16 protein-coding genes are annotated in these 15,342 nt (G+C 56.2%); 6 read left to right on the top strand and 10 right to left on the bottom strand.

Annotation, left to right across the window (positions count from 1 at the left end):
* Positions 1-26 precede the first annotated feature (26 nt).
* Positions 27-1,475: a tRNA uracil 4-sulfurtransferase ThiI gene (gene thiI, locus ACDO57_RS13045; protein WP_370884073.1), complete on the bottom strand. Its 1,449-nt coding sequence runs from the start codon at positions 1,473-1,475 to the stop codon at positions 27-29.
* Between the two features lie 191 nt (positions 1,476-1,666).
* Here thiI and xseB point away from each other — a divergent pair, with 191 nt between their 5' ends.
* From xseB to ACDO57_RS13065, 4 genes are all read left to right on the top strand, one after another.
* Positions 1,667-1,909 (top strand): exodeoxyribonuclease VII small subunit, encoded by a 243-nt coding sequence (gene xseB / locus ACDO57_RS13050; RefSeq protein ID WP_370884074.1) that lies wholly within the window; start codon positions 1,667-1,669, stop codon positions 1,907-1,909.
* Complete coding sequence (gene ispA / locus ACDO57_RS13055; protein WP_008503332.1) at positions 1,910-2,809, top strand: (2E,6E)-farnesyl diphosphate synthase; 900 nt, start codon at positions 1,910-1,912, stop codon at positions 2,807-2,809. It begins immediately after the preceding gene.
* Between the two features lie 24 nt (positions 2,810-2,833).
* Positions 2,834-4,696: a 1-deoxy-D-xylulose-5-phosphate synthase gene (gene dxs / locus ACDO57_RS13060; RefSeq protein WP_024906812.1), complete on the top strand. Its 1,863-nt coding sequence runs from the start codon at positions 2,834-2,836 to the stop codon at positions 4,694-4,696.
* A 64-nt stretch (positions 4,697-4,760) separates the two neighbouring features.
* A complete protein-coding gene (locus ACDO57_RS13065) occupies positions 4,761-5,735 on the top strand; it encodes an aldo/keto reductase (protein WP_148769544.1) in 975 nt (324 codons plus the stop codon).
* Positions 5,736-5,789: 54 nt separating this feature from the next.
* Here ACDO57_RS13065 and thiL read toward each other — a convergent pair whose 3' ends face one another.
* The 5 genes from thiL to nrdR all read right to left on the bottom strand — a co-directional run bounded on the left by thiL (position 5,790) and on the right by nrdR (position 9,395).
* Positions 5,790-6,761 carry a thiamine-phosphate kinase gene (gene thiL / locus ACDO57_RS13070; protein WP_048992548.1) on the bottom strand — a complete coding sequence of 324 codons (972 nt, stop codon included), beginning with the start codon at positions 6,759-6,761 and terminating at the stop codon, positions 5,790-5,792.
* Between the two features lie 77 nt (positions 6,762-6,838).
* Complete coding sequence (gene nusB, locus ACDO57_RS13075; RefSeq protein WP_024906809.1) at positions 6,839-7,258, bottom strand: transcription antitermination factor NusB; 420 nt, start codon at positions 7,256-7,258, stop codon at positions 6,839-6,841.
* A 21-nt stretch (positions 7,259-7,279) separates the two neighbouring features.
* Positions 7,280-7,750 carry a 6,7-dimethyl-8-ribityllumazine synthase gene (gene ribE / locus ACDO57_RS13080; RefSeq protein ID WP_006176874.1) on the bottom strand — a complete coding sequence of 157 codons (471 nt, stop codon included), beginning with the start codon at positions 7,748-7,750 and terminating at the stop codon, positions 7,280-7,282.
* An 87-nt stretch (positions 7,751-7,837) separates the two neighbouring features.
* Positions 7,838-8,941: a bifunctional diaminohydroxyphosphoribosylaminopyrimidine deaminase/5-amino-6-(5-phosphoribosylamino)uracil reductase RibD gene (gene ribD / locus ACDO57_RS13085; protein WP_048992546.1), complete on the bottom strand. Its 1,104-nt coding sequence runs from the start codon at positions 8,939-8,941 to the stop codon at positions 7,838-7,840.
* Between the two features lie 4 nt (positions 8,942-8,945).
* The gene (gene nrdR / locus ACDO57_RS13090; protein ID WP_008503337.1) at positions 8,946-9,395 is read right to left on the bottom strand and encodes a transcriptional regulator NrdR; all 450 of its coding nucleotides are present in this window, start codon (positions 9,393-9,395) and stop codon (positions 8,946-8,948) included.
* A 152-nt stretch (positions 9,396-9,547) separates the two neighbouring features.
* On the opposite strand from nrdR, the gene ACDO57_RS13095 reads away from it, so the two are divergent.
* Both ACDO57_RS13095 and ACDO57_RS13100 read left to right on the top strand, forming a co-directional pair.
* Positions 9,548-10,087: a DUF3251 domain-containing protein gene (locus ACDO57_RS13095; RefSeq protein ID WP_024906807.1), complete on the top strand. Its 540-nt coding sequence runs from the start codon at positions 9,548-9,550 to the stop codon at positions 10,085-10,087.
* Positions 10,088-10,354: 267 nt separating this feature from the next.
* A complete protein-coding gene (locus tag ACDO57_RS13100) occupies positions 10,355-11,218 on the top strand; it encodes a nucleoside-specific channel-forming protein Tsx (protein ID WP_024906806.1) in 864 nt (287 codons plus the stop codon).
* An 88-nt stretch (positions 11,219-11,306) separates the two neighbouring features.
* Here ACDO57_RS13100 and ACDO57_RS13105 read toward each other — a convergent pair whose 3' ends face one another.
* The 4 genes from ACDO57_RS13105 to secD form a co-directional block, all read right to left on the bottom strand.
* Positions 11,307-11,987: a YafY family protein gene (locus ACDO57_RS13105; RefSeq protein ID WP_048992545.1), complete on the bottom strand. Its 681-nt coding sequence runs from the start codon at positions 11,985-11,987 to the stop codon at positions 11,307-11,309.
* 14 nt (positions 11,988-12,001) lie between these two features.
* Positions 12,002-12,367, bottom strand: coding sequence for a VOC family protein (locus ACDO57_RS13110; RefSeq protein ID WP_032646150.1), 366 nt, complete (start codon positions 12,365-12,367; stop codon positions 12,002-12,004).
* A 142-nt stretch (positions 12,368-12,509) separates the two neighbouring features.
* On the bottom strand, positions 12,510-13,481 hold the full coding sequence (gene secF, locus ACDO57_RS13115; protein ID WP_024906803.1) for a protein translocase subunit SecF: 972 nt from the start codon (positions 13,479-13,481) through the stop codon (positions 12,510-12,512).
* A 10-nt stretch (positions 13,482-13,491) separates the two neighbouring features.
* Positions 13,492-15,339: a protein translocase subunit SecD gene (gene secD, locus ACDO57_RS13120; RefSeq protein WP_071995326.1), complete on the bottom strand. Its 1,848-nt coding sequence runs from the start codon at positions 15,337-15,339 to the stop codon at positions 13,492-13,494.
* Positions 15,340-15,342: the final 3 nt, after the last annotated feature.

The raw sequence follows: 15,342 nt of genomic DNA on the forward strand, positions 1-15,342 counted from the left end.
ATCAGGCCGCACTCCCCGGCGAGAAACTACGGGCGATACACCTTCACATTCGCAAAGCCCTGCTCGCGCAGATACAGCGCCTGCAGGCGGCTCATCACCCCGCGCTCACACCACAGCAGGTACGTTTTGCTCTGGTCGAGATCGCCAAACTTCGTGCTCAGCTTGTAGAACGGCATAGAAACCACGTCGACGCCTTCAACCTGCAGCGGCTTGTCATCCTGCTCATCAATAGAGCGGATATCCAGAATCGCATCGTTAGCGCCGAAACCGCTCACGGTTTCCACTTCTACCACTTCCTGCTCGGTCTGCTGGGCAATCTCGCGGATATCAATGTTGGACGCTTCCGCCACCACTTTTTCCAGAATGCTGAAATCGAAGTGCTCTTCTTCCGCTTCGATCTTCGCCTTCACCGCTTTCACCGTTGGGCTTTTTGAGATCACGCCGCAGTATTCCGGCATGGTGCGGGCAAAATCTTCGGTGCCGATTTCGCGCGCCAGATCGATGATGTGCTCTTTGTCGTGGGAGATCAGCGGACGCAGGATCAGCGTATCAGACACGTTGTCGATCAGACGCAGGTTGGTCAGCGTCTGGCTGGAGACCTGGCCCAGCGCTTCGCCGGTGACCAGCGCCTGCACGCCGTAGCGTTCAGCCACTTTGGACGCCGCGCGCACCATCATGCGCTTCAGGATGACGCCCATCTGGCCGTCGTCTACTTTTTCGAGGATTTCGCCAACCACAGGTTCGAAGTTAATTGCCACGAAACGCACGCGGTGAGAGCTGCCGAAACGGTTCCACAGGTAATGCGCGACCTGACGAACGCCGATTTCGTGCGCCGCGCCGCCCAGGTTGAAGAAGCAGTAGTGTACGCGGCAGCCGCGGCGCATCAGCATATAGCTGGAGACGCCGGAGTCGAAGCCGCCGGAGATCAGGGACAGGACGTCTTCCTGGGTGCCGATCGGGAAGCCGCCGATGCCTTCATAGCGCCCTTTCACCAGCAGCAGGCGATCGTTTTCGATCTCCAGATTGACGGTCACGTCCGGGTTGGTCAGGCGCACGCGAGCAGACTCGACGTGCTGGTTCAGACCGCCGCCGACGTAACGCTCCACTTCAATGGAGCTGAACTCGTGCTTGCCGCGACGCTTTACGCGCACGCAGAAGGTTTTGCCTTCGATCTGGTCGCGGTACTGGACCAGCGCTTTCTCGAAGATATCGTGCATATCGCTGAACGGGACATCTTCCACTTCCAGGATATGGTGGATACCCGGAATACGGGTCAGGGCGTCGCGAATATCCTGACGTTTGTTTTCGTCTTTGGCACGGACCTCCACGTGGTCCCAGTGGCGCACCACGGCGAGAGTTTCGTCGTAGTGCTTTAATACGTTACGAATGTTCCCGGTGAGAATTTTAATAAAGCGCAAACGCACAGATTGGCTTTTGATGGTGATTTCAGGGAACAATTTAATGATAAACTTCATGGCGGCAATGTTTCTTAGGCAAGCGTATTAAGGCTTGTAATGGAAAAGAGTACAGCAGCCCACACCCGTGGCTGCATCCAGGCGCGCAAGTATACCACCATCGCGCCGCTCCTGTGCACATTGCGCGTTATTTGATAATTGCCCTGAGTCCGTTACCATGTCGGGGCTGAGAATATAAGAGTCAATTCACTATGCCGAAGAAGAACGACGCACCGGCCAGTTTCGAAACTGCGCTGAGTGAACTGGAGCAAATTGTTACCCGCCTTGAGAGCGGCGATCTCCCGCTGGAAGAGGCGCTCAACGAATTCGAGCGCGGCGTGCAGATGGCGCGCCAGGGGCAGGTCAAGCTGCAGCAGGCCGAGCAGCGCGTGCAGATCCTGCTTTCCGACAGCGAAGACGCGAAAACCACGCCTTTCACACCGGACGCCGAGTAAATGGATTTTGCCAATGAGCTTCAGGCGCGTGTCGTACGCGCCAACGACGCCCTGCGCCGTTTTATCGCGCCACAGCCTTTTCAGAACACTCCACTGGTTGAAGCCATGCACTATGGCGCACTCTTGGGTGGAAAGCGCCTGCGCCCGTTCCTGGTGTACGCCACGGGCAATATGTTTGGCATCAGCGATAACACGCTGGACGCCCCGGCAGCCGCCGTTGAGTGCATCCATGCCTACTCGCTGATCCACGACGATCTCCCGGCCATGGACGACGACGATTTACGTCGGGGTCAACCCACCTGCCATATCAAGTTTGGCGAGGCGAATGCCATTCTGGCGGGTGATGCCCTGCAAACGCTGGCGTTCTCGATTTTGAGCGACGCGCCGATGGCGGAAGTGGCTGACCGCGACCGCCTGGCGATGATCTCCGAGCTGGCAATGGCCAGCGGCGTAGCCGGCATGTGCGGCGGACAGGCGCTGGATCTTGAAGCGGAAGGACGTCAGGTTAATCTGGAACAGCTGGAGCGTATTCATCGCCATAAAACAGGGGCGTTGATCCGTTCCGCCGTTCGCCTGGGCGCGCTGAGCGCGGGTGAGCAAGGGCGCAAAGCCCTGCCGATTCTGGACAGATACGCAGAAAGTATCGGTCTGGCATTCCAGGTTCAGGATGACATTCTGGATGTGGTGGGCGATACTGCAACATTGGGTAAACGTCAGGGTGCGGACCAGCAGCTTGGCAAAAGTACCTACCCCGCCCTGCTGGGCCTTGAGCAAGCCCAACGTAAAGCCCGGGATCTGATTGACGATGCCCGCCAGTCGCTAAATGAACTGGCCGCACAATCGCTGGATACCTCGGCACTGGAAGCGCTAGCGGACTATATAATCCAGCGTGATAAATAAACTATATATCTCGATGAGCCTTTGATGAGTTTTGATATTGCCAAATACCCGACACTGGCGTTAGTTGACTCCACCCAGGAGTTACGTCTGCTGCCGAAAGAGAGCCTGCCGAAGCTGTGCGACGAGCTGCGTCGCTACCTGCTCGACAGCGTTAGCCGCTCCAGCGGCCATTTCGCCTCCGGGCTTGGCACGGTAGAGCTGACCGTGGCGCTGCACTATGTCTATAACACGCCGTTCGATCAGCTCATCTGGGACGTGGGCCACCAGGCTTATCCGCACAAAATTCTGACCGGACGTCGCGATAAAATTGGCACCATTCGTCAGAAAGGCGGCCTGCACCCGTTCCCGTGGCGCGGTGAGAGCGAGTACGACGTGCTGAGCGTCGGCCACTCCTCTACCTCCATTTCGGCGGGCATCGGGATTGCCGTTGCCGCCGAAAAAGAGAACAAGCAGCGCCGCACCGTCTGCGTGATTGGCGACGGTGCCATCACCGCCGGTATGGCCTTTGAGGCCATGAACCATGCGGGCGACATCAAGCCGGACATGCTGGTTATCCTTAACGATAACGAAATGTCGATTTCCGAGAACGTCGGCGCGCTGAACAACCATCTGGCGCAGCTGCTCTCCGGCAAGCTTTACTCCTCGCTGCGTGAAGGCGGCAAGAAAGTCTTCTCCGGCGTGCCGCCAATCAAAGAGCTGCTCAAGCGTACCGAAGAGCACATCAAAGGCATGGTCGTGCCGGGCACCCTGTTTGAAGAGCTGGGCTTTAACTATATCGGCCCGGTTGACGGCCATGACGTGCTCGGTCTGGTAACCACGCTCAAGAATATGCGCGACCTGAAAGGCCCGCAGTTCCTGCACATCATGACCAAAAAAGGGCGTGGCTACGAACCGGCGGAAAAAGATCCGATTACCTTCCACGCGGTACCGAAATTTGACCCGTCCAGCGGCTGTCTGCCAAAAAGCAGCGGCGGCATGCCGAGCTATTCAAAAATCTTCGGCGACTGGCTGTGCGAAACCGCCGCGAAAGACAACAAGCTGATGGCGATCACCCCGGCCATGCGTGAAGGCTCCGGCATGGTGGAGTTCTCCAGAAAATACCCTGACCAGTATTTTGACGTTGCCATTGCCGAACAGCATGCGGTGACGTTTGCGGCGGGCCTTGCCATTGGCGGCTACAAGCCGGTTGTCGCGATCTATTCCACCTTCCTGCAGCGCGCCTACGATCAGGTCATCCACGACGTGGCGATTCAGAAGCTGCCGGTGCTGTTTGCTATCGATCGTGCAGGCATCGTCGGTGCCGACGGCCAGACGCACCAGGGCGCGTTTGACCTGTCGTTCCTGCGCTGTATTCCGGACATGGTCGTCATGACGCCAAGCGACGAGAACGAATGTCGTCAGATGCTGTTTACCGGCTACCACTATCAGGATGGCCCAAGCGCCGTTCGCTACCCGCGCGGCAATGCGGTGGGCGTTGAGCTCCAGCCGCTGGAAAAACTGCCGATCGGTAAAGGTCTGGTGAAGCGTCGCGGTGAAAAAGTGGCGATCCTGAACTTCGGCACGCTGATGCCAGAGGCGGCGAAAGCGGCTGAAGCGCTGAATGCCACCCTGGTGGACATGCGCTTTGTGAAACCGCTCGACGAATCGCTGATCCTGAGTATGGCGGAGACGCATGACGTGCTGGTCACGCTGGAAGAAAACGCCATTATGGGCGGCGCGGGCAGCGGCGTGAACGAGGTGCTGATGGCAAATCGTAAAGCCGTGCCGGTGCTAAACCTCGGCCTGCCGGATCATTTCATTCCTCAGGGTACCCAGGATGAAGCCCGTGCGGCGATTGGCCTGGACGCTGCCGGTATCGAAGCTAAAATCCGCCGCTGGCTGGACTGACCCCTTCCCCCTTTTCCGCTCCTGCTATGCTTAAACCTGGTGTTTAAACAGCAGGAGCGGAACCGTGCAATACACAACATTAGGAAAAACGGACCTTAAGGTTTCCCGACTTTGTCTGGGATGCATGACCTTTGGCGAACCCGATCGGGGAAACCACGCCTGGACGCTGCCGGAAGAGAGCAGCCGTCCGATTATCAAACGCGCCATCGAGGGCGGCATTAACTTCTTTGACACCGCCAACAGCTACTCCGACGGCAGCAGCGAGGAGATTGTTGGCCGCGCCCTGCGCGATTTTGCCCGTCGTGATGACATCGTCGTCGCCACCAAGGTCTACTATCCGGTAGGCGACCTGGCTGAGGGCCTTTCTCGCGCACAGATCCTGCGCTCCATTGATGACAGCCTCAGACGCCTGAACATGGATTACGTAGACCTGCTGCAAATTCACCGCTGGGATTACAACACGCCAGTCGAGGAGACGCTTGAAGCGCTGAACGACGTGGTCAAAGCCGGTAAAGCACGCTACATCGGCGCGTCGTCTATGCACGCGTCGCAGTTTGCTCAGGCGCTGGATCTCCAGGCGCAGCACGGCTGGGCGCGCTTCGTCACCATGCAGGATCACTACAACTTGATCTATCGTGAAGAAGAGCGCGAGATGTTGCCGCTGTGCCATCAGGAGGGCGTGGCGGTGATCCCGTGGAGCCCGCTGGCGCGCGGTCGTCTGACCCGTCCGTGGGGAGAAACCACGGCCCGTCTGGTATCGGATGAAGTGGGAAAAAATCTGTATGGCGGTACAGAAGCCAGCGATGCGCTAATTGCCGAACGCTTAGCCGGAATTGCCGACGATACCGGGGCAACCCGCGCCCAGGTGGCGCTGGCCTGGCTGCTGGGTAAACGCGGCGTCGCGGCGCCGATTATCGGCACATCCCGGCAAGAGCAGCTTGACGAACTGCTAAATGCGGTGGATATCACGCTGACGCCGGAGCAGGTTGCCGAGCTGGAGACGCCGTATCAGCAGCATCCGGTGGTAGGATTTAAGTAAGCACGTAGGCCGGGTAAGGCGGAGCCGCCACCCGGCAATACAGAGCGCACAACATCACGCGAAGTGATCGTACCCTTTCCAGTCCAGCGTAACCGGCTCACCGTCTTTCACAAACTTCAACCCTTCACTCTCCGGCATGATCTGACCGATGCAGGTAAATTTCGCGCCGAGATGCGCTAACGCCACGTCGAGCGTTCCGCGGTTCAGCTCCGGAACGGTAAAACACAGCTCATAATCTTCGCCACCGGACAGCGCCCAGCGCAGTGCCTGCTCAGGTTCGACATGACGAAGCAGTTCCTCTGACAGCGGGAACAGATCCAGGTCAACGCGCGCGCCGACACCGCTGGCCTTCAGAATATGGCCGAGGTCCGAGATCAGCCCGTCAGAGAGATCGATAGCCGAGCTCGCCCGTTCACGCAGCGCCTGGCCGTGCAAGATACGCGGTGTTGGCCGCAGATGGCGTTTCACCAGATATGCCGCATCATCAGCATCTTCAACCGTTAAACGGTTCTGAAGGATCGCCAGCCCTGCTGCGCTGTCGCCCGGCGTACCGGTCACGTAGATCCAGTCACCGGGTTTTGCGCCTGAGCGCTTCAGCGCGCGGCCAAGCGGCACGTAGCCGTGGATCGCCAGCGTCATCGACAGCGGACCGGCAGTGGTATCACCGCCAATCAGCTGCATATCATAGTAGCTAAGCTGCTCAAACAGCGCATCACTAAAGGCTTCCAGCCAGGCTTCATCCACCTCTGGCAGGGTCAAAGCCAGCGTCAGCCACGCAGGATCGGCACCCATCGCCGCCAGATCGCTGACGTTCACCGCCAGCGCTTTATACGCCAGATCGGCAGGATCGATATCCGGTAAGAAATGACGGCCGCACACTAAGGTGTCGGTGCTGATTGCCAGCGTCTGTTTTTCGGGAATATTGAGAAGTGCACAGTCATCGCCAATGCCGGTTTCAACATCAAGACGAGAGGTTCTGACACGGTCGAAATAACGGGCAATCAGGGAGAATTCGCCGCATGCCATACGTTATGCCTCAGCAAATAAAAGAAAAAACCGGAGCCGCACTGCCCGTCAGGCAATGCAGGACTCCGGTTTGCGGATCACTTTTTGTGGGGACGGATCGCAGGTGCTGCTTTATCAAGTACGCCGTTTACAAACTTGTGGCTGTCTTCAGCGCCGAAGGTTTTCGCCAGTTCGATCGCTTCGTTGATGGCCACTTTATACGGCACATCATCACGTTTAGACAGCTCAAACAGCGCAATACGCAACACTGCTTTTTCTACCTGGCCCAGCTCTTCGAGCAGACGGGACAGATAAGGCTTCATCAGACCATCGAGATACGCGCTATTAGTCGCCACTCCCGACAGCAGTTCACGGAAGTACAGAACGTCAACGTCTTTCACGTCCTGTTCTGACAGGAACTGGTATTCAACATCAGAGATGTCGTTCTGGGACAACTGCCAGGAGTAAAGTGCCTGGACGGCACATTCACGGGCGCGGCGACGAGCAGCAGGTTTCACGGAATTCCCCTTACAAAAAAATCAGGCCTTGATGGCTTTCAATACATTGATCATTTCAAGCGCGGTCAGTGCAGCTTCTGCACCTTTGTTACCGGCTTTGGTGCCAGCACGTTCGATGGCTTGTTCAATACTTTCGGTGGTCAGCACGCCGAACGCGACAGGAATTTCAGCATCCTGCGCAACGTGTGCCAGACCGTTGCTTGCACCGCCCGCAACGTATTCGAAGTGCGCAGTGCCGCCACGAATAACGGTACCCAGTGCAATCACCGCGTCATATTTACCGGTTTTCGCCAGCGCGCCCGCCGCCAGTGGCAGTTCGTAAGCGCCTGGAACCCAAACAACGGTAATATTGTCATCTTTAACCTGGCCGATACGTTTCAGGGCGTCAATAGCACCTTCCAGCAGGCTGTCGTTGATGAAGTTGTTGAAACGCGCAATGGTGATGGCGACGCGAGCGTCCGGGGTAGCTACAGCAGCTTCAATAATGTTCATACTCTTCCTTTACGGGTTCATTTGGCCCCGCAGGGGGGCGGATTTTATCATAATACTTTGCGCACTGCTTCCCTATTTCAGGAGCAATTACGCTGTCGTTAAGTGGAGGCAGACATCCGGACCTACCGGACGAATCTCGCTAAATTTGAGTTGCGGTGCGTCGGCCAGTTTTTCAAGGCCAGGCAGCACAAACAGGCCGCGCGCATCGTGACCTAACAGTTTAGGCGCAACGTAAACAATCAGTTCATCCACCAGTCCGGCCTGTAAGAGCGCACCGGCGAGCGTTGGCCCGGCTTCGACCCAGATGCTGTTCACCTGCTGCTTGCCGAGCAGCATCATCAGCACCACCAGATCCAGATGACCGTTATGCTCCGGCACCATAATGCTGCGCACGCCTTTCGGCCATTCGCGCGTATCTTCTTTAGTGCGGGCAATCCAGGTTTCACCCGGCTGCTGGACGATGCGGTGCTTCGGCGTCACCCGGTTCTGGCTATCAATGACAATACGCAGCGGCTGACGCAGGTTCTCCTGCGGGTAAAGCGCCTGAGTATCGGCATTCAGTTCGTCCCAGCGCACGGTCATAGCCGGATCGTCAGCCAGAACGGTTTCACTGCTGGTGAGAATAGCATGGCTTTGCGCGCGCAGACGTTGCACATCGCGCCTTGCCTGTGGCGACGTGATCCACTGGCTTTCGCCGTTTGCCATCGCCGTACGACCGTCCAGCGAGGCGCCCAGCTTGAGCTGAATATACGGGAACCCCGTGCGCATGCGCTTCAGAAAGCCTTTGTTGAGCGCTTCCGCGTCCTGCATCATCAGGCCATGGCTGACGTCAATGCCTTCCTGCTGCAGGCGATACAGACCGCGTCCGGCTACCTGCGGATTCGGATCCTGCATCGATGCGACCACGCGCGAAACACCTGCCGCGATCAGCGCTTCGCAGCACGGCGGCGTACGCCCGTGATGGCTGCAGGGCTCCAGCGTGACGTAGGCCGTAGCACCGCGCGCCTTCTCGCCGGCCATGCGCAGCGCATGAACCTCAGCATGCGGTTCGCCGGCACGATAGTGAAACCCCTCCCCCACGATCTCGCCATCTTTGACGATAACGCACCCGACGTTCGGGTTAGGATGGGTAGTAAAACGACCGCGCTGCGCCAGCTTCATGGCTCTCGCCATGTAAATCTCATCCTGCATGAGCTTAATCCTGTAAGCGGGCGATCTCTTCGCCAAACTCTTTGATATCTTCGAAACTGCGGTAGACCGAGGCGAAGCGGATATAGGCGACCTTATCGAGCTTTTTCAGCTGCTCCATCACCAGGTTGCCGATCATTTTGCTCGGCACTTCACGCTCACCCAAACCACGAAGGTAAGATTTTATGTGGTTTAACGCCATTTCAACGTCGTCCGCGCTGACGGGACGTTTTTCCAGGGCCTTCAGCATCCCACTGCGCAGTTTCTCTTCGTTAAACGGCTCGCGCACGTCGTTGCTTTTTACCACGCGCGGCATTACCAGCTCAGCAACCTCAAAGGTCGTGAAACGCTCGTTGCACACCAGACATTGCCGACGACGGCGTACGGATGACCCTTCGCCCACAAGACGAGAGTCGATGACTTTGGTATCCACAGCGGAGCAGAATGGGCAATGCATACGGTATCCCTGTTATCCGGTTAACTAATTTTCATTTTACCCTGATCTGGCCTGACAACAAAGGAAGAGCTTTTTGAGACAAAGGATCTATATCTGACACGATGATGCTGGCTACCATTAGGACGATCCGTTATTTCAAGGAAATAAACGCAATGACAAGACGTTACCTAAAAATTTTGCTGGTGGGGAGCCTCTTCACCCTTAGCGCCTGTGCACAGCAAACCGAAGTCCGTCAGATGAAACAGAGCGTGAATACGCTCAATACGGCGATGGACAAACTGAACAAAGAAACGGTGAAGATCACCCAGCAAAACGCGCTGAATGCTAAATCCAGCAGCGGGGTTTATCTGCTACCGGGGGCGAATACGCCCGCGCGGCTCAATAGTCAGATTGGCACGCTGAAAATGTCTCTGGTGAACGTGGCGGCGAATGCAAATGGTACTCGCGCAACATTACGCATCCAGGGAGAATCCAACGATCCGTTGCCAGCCTTCAGCGGCACCGTCGAATGGGGACAGATCCAGGGCACCACGGAGAGCTACCAGGAGGTGAATGTTAATCGTCAGCTGTTCACCGCACCGGCCAGCGTGCTGGCTCCGAGCGATGTTGACATTCCACTGCAGCTTAACGGACTGACTCCGGATCAGTTAGGTTTCATCCGCATTCACGATATCCAGCCCGCCGCTCAGTAACCCCTCTTTTAGCGGAGTGAAATGTCACTCCGCTAACATTTACATTTCGTATGGATTGGCAACATAAATGATTGCCGCTACAATCCCGGCCGTTTAAAGTACGCAAACGTGAACGCAATCGATTACTTGTGTGAGAGATATGTGAAACAACACATATTTTTGTGAGCAGGGATTCCTATAATAGGCACCGCAGAAACACGAAATATTTAGAAACGCAATTCGCGCATTTTTCACTCCCGGAAGGGAATTTCAATCAGTGGCATGATTATGAAAAAAACATTACTCGCAGCTGGCGCCGTGCTGGCACTTTCTTCCTCTTTCACTGTTAACGCAGCGGAAAACGATAAACCACAATACCTCTCCGACTGGTGGCACCAGAGCGTTAACGTGGTCGGCAGCTACCACACGCGCTTTTCTCCGAAGCTGAACAACGACGTTTATCTGGAATACGAAGCGTTTGCTAAAAAAGACTGGTTTGATTTCTACGGCTATATCGATATTCCTAAGACCTTTGACTGGGGTAACGGTAACGACAAAGGTATCTGGTCCGACGGTTCCCCGCTGTTCATGGAAATCGAACCGCGTTTCTCTATTGATAAACTGACGGGTACCGACCTGAGCTTTGGTCCGTTCAAAGAATGGTATTTCGCCAACAACTATATCTACGATATGGGCGATAACAAAGGCAGCCGTCAGAGCACCTGGTACATGGGTCTGGGTACAGATATCGATACCGGTCTGCCAATGGGCCTGTCTCTGAACGTGTATGCTAAATACCAGTGGCAGAACTATGGCGCTTCAAACGAAAACGAGTGGGATGGCTACCGTTTCAAAGTAAAATACTTTGTGCCAATCACTCAGGTTTGGGGTGGCCAGCTGACCTACATCGGCTTCACCAACTTCGACTGGGGCTCAGATCTGGGTGATGACAAGAACCGTACCAGTAACTCTATCGCGTCCAGCCACGTTCTGGCCCTGAACTACGATCACTGGCACTACTCCGTCGTCGCGCGTTATTTCCATAACGGCGGCCAGTGGAAAGGTGGGGATACCGTTAACTGGGGTGAGGGTGACTTCACGTCTAAATCAACCGGTTGGGGTGGCTACCTGGTTGTAGGTTACAACTTCTAATCAGTGTGGGTTTCGCCCGGTGGCGCTACGCTTACCGGGCCAACGATCCGAATGCAAGCCGGGTAAGGCGTAGCCGCCACCCGGCTTTTTACTGCTTAACCTTCCGCAAAAAATCTGCCAGAGACCTGTCCGCACTCTCGCTAAACCGCCTTTCCGTAGTCACAATATTGAGGCATCTGTCGAGCCGGAAACAGCGATAGTCATCGCGCCGTTCACACCACGCCGCCAGCAGCCAGCGCTCTCCCCAGAAGAACAGCCCCAGCGGCTGAACCTCACGATTAGACAGCTGTCCTGCTTCATCACGGTAATGCAGCGCCAGCACCTGTTGGGCGGAAATCGCCTGATGAATCCTGTCAAAATCGCTGCGGGAGTGGCTTTGCATGCAAAAATCCGGGGCGTAGATCCGCGTCTGCTCCGCCTTTCGACGACTCTCCTCGGGCAGAATCGCCAGCACCTTTTCCTGAGCCGACTCCAGCTCGCGCGACAGCGATTCCCCTCCCCAGGTTTTGAGCAGGCGAATCGCGACGATCAGCGCCTCGGATTCCTTATTTGTCAGCATCAGCGGCGGCAGGTCAAAGCCCGACATGAGGCGATATCCGCTCCCCGCTTCACCTTCCACCGGCACGCCGGAAAGCGACAGGTCGCGGATATCGCGATAGACCGTACGCTCGGACACGCCAAGCCGGTCCGCCAGATGCGCTGCCGTTGTCAGACGCCTGCCCCGCAGGATCTGCACAATCTGAAACAAACGGTCAGCGCGTCGGGTCATATCTTATTCCGCTCTCAGGCAGGTTGATGGAGACCGACGCGGTTACCCTCGCTGTCGGTAAACAAGGCGATAGTGCCAATGCCATGCGGCAGTTCCAGCGGGCCAAACACGCACTCGCCGCCCGCAGAGGCGATGCGATCGAGCGTGGCCGCCAGATTGTCAGTATGCAGGTAAATAATAGCGCCCTGCAAAGACGGTGTAACGCCGTCAAATTTTGCCAGAGCCCCGCCGGTACCCGGATCCTCATGCGGGAAAACGGCCAGCTCAGCGCAGTCCATTTTCTCGCGACGCAGCGCGAGCTGCATCACTGGCTCATAAAATTTGATGGCGCGATCCATATCCGTGACCGGAATTTCAAACCAGTTAATGACGCTTTTCATACATCCTCCTGACTGTTGTTTGGGTTCAGAAGGAGTCTACGACAGGGCTCCTGACAGCATACTGTCAGGAGTGTTTGTCAGGAGCAGATAAAAAAAATCCCGGTCAACAGACCGGGATTTCGATAACGCGCTAAACGTCGCTTTACGGCAGAATGGACGGCTGATCCGCCCCTTCTTTCTCAACTTTCTGCTGGAGCAGGTGCTCGCGCTTCATGCCGAGTTTCAGAGCCAGTGCAGACGCAACGTAGATAGACGATGCCGTACCGATGGTGACACCAATCAGCATGGTCAGCGAGAAGCCTTCCAGTACCGGACCACCGAAGAGGAACAGCATCAGGATCACCATCAATGTGGTACCGGATGTGATCAAGGTACGGTGCAGCGTCTGGGTCAACGACACGTTAAAGATTTCGTACGGCGTACCGCGACGGATCTTACGGAAGTTTTCACGGATACGGTCAGATACCACGATACTGTCGTTCAGTGAGTAACCGATAACGGACATCAGGGATGCCACAATCGTCAGGTCAATCTCAATGTGGAACAGCGACAGTATGCCCATGGTGATCACCACGTCGTGCGCCAGGGCGATAACCACACCGGCCGCCAGTCGCCACTCAAAGCGGAAACCGACGTATACCAGGATGGAGATCAGCGCCACCAGCAGCGCCATCGCGCCGGTCTGGGCCAGGTCAGCACCCACGCTTGGGCCGACGAACTCAATACGCTTAACCGCCGCGTTCTGGCTGGTTGTTTCGTTAATCACGCTAACAACCTTACTGCCCAGCTCCTGGCTGCCGTTAGCATCGTGCACCGGCGGCATACGCACCATGATGTCGCGGCTGCTGCCGAAGTTCTGCAGCAGCGGCTCTTCAAAGCCCGCTTTCTGCAGAGACAGGCGCATCTGGTCCATATCGACCGGTTTTTCCAGGGAGATCTCGATAACCGTACCACCGGTGAAATCGAGACCCCAGTTAAAGCCTTTCACGCCCATAATGACGATGGACAGAATCAGCAGGAAACCTGAAATGCCGAAGGCCCAGTAGTCCCAGCGCATAAAGTCCCAGACTTTACGGCCGTGGTTCAATTGTTCAACAGTATATTCCTGTGCCACAACGCACTCCTCAGATAGACAGCTTTTTGACGCGCTTGCCGCCGTACAGCAGGTTCACGATGGCACGGGTGCCGACAATAGCGGTAAACATTGACGTTGCGACACCGATACCGGTTGTAATCGCAAAGCCTTTGATCGCGCCAGTACCCACTGCATACAGGATAAGAACCTTAATCAGTGTTGTTACGTTCGCATCGAAGATGGAGCTGAACGCCCCTTTATAGCCTTCGTCAATCGCCTGCTGAATAGAGCGACCGTTGCTCAACTCTTCTTTGATACGTTCGTTAATCAGTACGTTGGCGTCGACCGCCACCGCAAGGGTCAGGACGATACCCGCAATACCCGGCATGGTCAGCGTCGCCCCCGGCAGCAGGGACATAATGCCGATGATCAGCACCAGGTTGGCGATCAGCGCGGAGGTCGCAATCAGACCAAACTTCTTATAGAAGAAGATCATGAAGAGGATAGAGACAACCAGACCGGCCAGACACGCTTCCAGGCCCTGCTGGATGTTTTGCATACCCAGTGTTGGTCCAATGGTACGTTCTTCAACAATCTGAATTGGCGCAATCAGCGCACCGGCACGCAGCAGCAGGGAGAGCTGACGCGCTTCGTTCGGGTTGCTAATACCGGTAATGCGGAAGCTGTTACCCAGACGAGACTGGATGTTGGCGATGTTAATCACCTCTTCCTCTTTCACCAGCACCGCACGACCGTTTGCATCTTTCTTACCGCTGTCTTTGTACTCCACGAACAGGGTCGCCATCGGCTTGCCGATGTTGTCCTTGGTGAAGTTAGACATGATGTTACCACCCGCGCTATCCAGCGAGATGTTAACCTGCGGCTGGTTGTATTCGTCCTGGCTCGACGTGGAGTCGGTGATGTGATCACCGGTCAGAATCACGCGTTTGTACAGCACAACTGGCTGACCTTCGCGAGTCTGTTTCACTTCGGAGTCACCCGGAATACGCCCTGCGGCTGCAGCGGACTGATCGACGTTGGAGTTCACCAGACGGAATTCCAGGGTTGCGGTCGCACCCAGAATCTCTTTCGCACGCGCAGTGTCCTGGATACCCGGCAGTTCAACCACGATACGGTCAGCACCCTGACGCTGTACCAGCGGCTCAGCCACGCCCAGTTGGTTTACACGGTTACGCAGAATGTTGATGTTCTGCTGAACGGCATATTCACGCGCTTCTTTCAGACGCGCATCGGTCATCACCGCGCGCAGCTGGTTGCTGCCCTGAGAGGTGATGACCAGGTCACGGTGACGTTGGGTCAGGTAATCTACAGCCTGATCGCGCGCCGCACTGTCGCGGAACGTGATGCTCATGCCGTAGTTATCTTCTTTACGCACGGTGGTGTAAGCGATGCCTTTATCACGCAGATCGCTGCGCAGGCTGTCGATATTCTGTTCCTGCAGCTTGCCAAGCGCGGTATCCATATCCACTTCCATCAGGAAGTGAACGCCGCCACGCAGGTCAAGACCGAGTTTCATTGGCTCTGCTTTCATCGCAGCCAGCCAACGCGGGGTTGCAGGGGCAAGGTTAAGCGCCACGACGTATTTGTCACCCAGCACGCCCATCAGCGCTTCGCGAGCGCGGAGCTGCGTGTCGGTGGTGTCGAAGCGAGCAAGAATTGCCCCCTCTTCCAGAGCCACAGACTTAGCGGTAATTTTTTCTTCTTGTAACGTTTTCTGGACCTGGATCAGCGTTTGCTCACTGGCGGCGACACCGCGCGCGCCAGTGATTTGAACAGCCGGATCCTCACCATACAGGTTGGGAAGCGCGTACAGCAGGCCGACGAGAATCACGACGACCAGCATGATGTACTTCCACAAAGGATAACGGTTTAACACGGC

Origin of the sequence: Enterobacter cloacae complex sp. 2015409, assembly GCF_041365315.1 — a bacterium.
Classification (GTDB): Bacteria; Pseudomonadota; Gammaproteobacteria; order Enterobacterales; family Enterobacteriaceae; genus Enterobacter; species Enterobacter pseudoroggenkampii.

What these genes read in the sequence shown, in the direction of transcription:
- ACDO57_RS13105 (WP_048992545.1), bottom strand. Translation starts at nt 11,987, where the DNA reads ATGACCCGACGCGCTGACCGTTTGTTTCAGATTGTGCAGATCCTGCGG.
- xseB (WP_370884074.1), top strand. Translation starts at nt 1,667, where the DNA reads ATGCCGAAGAAGAACGACGCACCGGCCAGTTTCGAAACTGCGCTGAGT.
- nrdR (WP_008503337.1), bottom strand. Translation starts at nt 9,395, where the DNA reads ATGCATTGCCCATTCTGCTCCGCTGTGGATACCAAAGTCATCGACTCT.
- ribD (WP_048992546.1), bottom strand. Translation starts at nt 8,941, where the DNA reads ATGCAGGATGAGATTTACATGGCGAGAGCCATGAAGCTGGCGCAGCGC.
- thiI (WP_370884073.1), bottom strand. Translation starts at nt 1,475, where the DNA reads ATGAAGTTTATCATTAAATTGTTCCCTGAAATCACCATCAAAAGCCAA.
- thiL (WP_048992548.1), bottom strand. Translation starts at nt 6,761, where the DNA reads ATGGCATGCGGCGAATTCTCCCTGATTGCCCGTTATTTCGACCGTGTC.
- ispA (WP_008503332.1), top strand. Translation starts at nt 1,910, where the DNA reads ATGGATTTTGCCAATGAGCTTCAGGCGCGTGTCGTACGCGCCAACGAC.
- ribE (WP_006176874.1), bottom strand. Translation starts at nt 7,750, where the DNA reads ATGAACATTATTGAAGCTGCTGTAGCTACCCCGGACGCTCGCGTCGCC.
- ACDO57_RS13100 (WP_024906806.1), top strand. Translation starts at nt 10,355, where the DNA reads ATGAAAAAAACATTACTCGCAGCTGGCGCCGTGCTGGCACTTTCTTCC.
- dxs (WP_024906812.1), top strand. Translation starts at nt 2,834, where the DNA reads ATGAGTTTTGATATTGCCAAATACCCGACACTGGCGTTAGTTGACTCC.
- ACDO57_RS13110 (WP_032646150.1), bottom strand. Translation starts at nt 12,367, where the DNA reads ATGAAAAGCGTCATTAACTGGTTTGAAATTCCGGTCACGGATATGGAT.
- ACDO57_RS13095 (WP_024906807.1), top strand. Translation starts at nt 9,548, where the DNA reads ATGACAAGACGTTACCTAAAAATTTTGCTGGTGGGGAGCCTCTTCACC.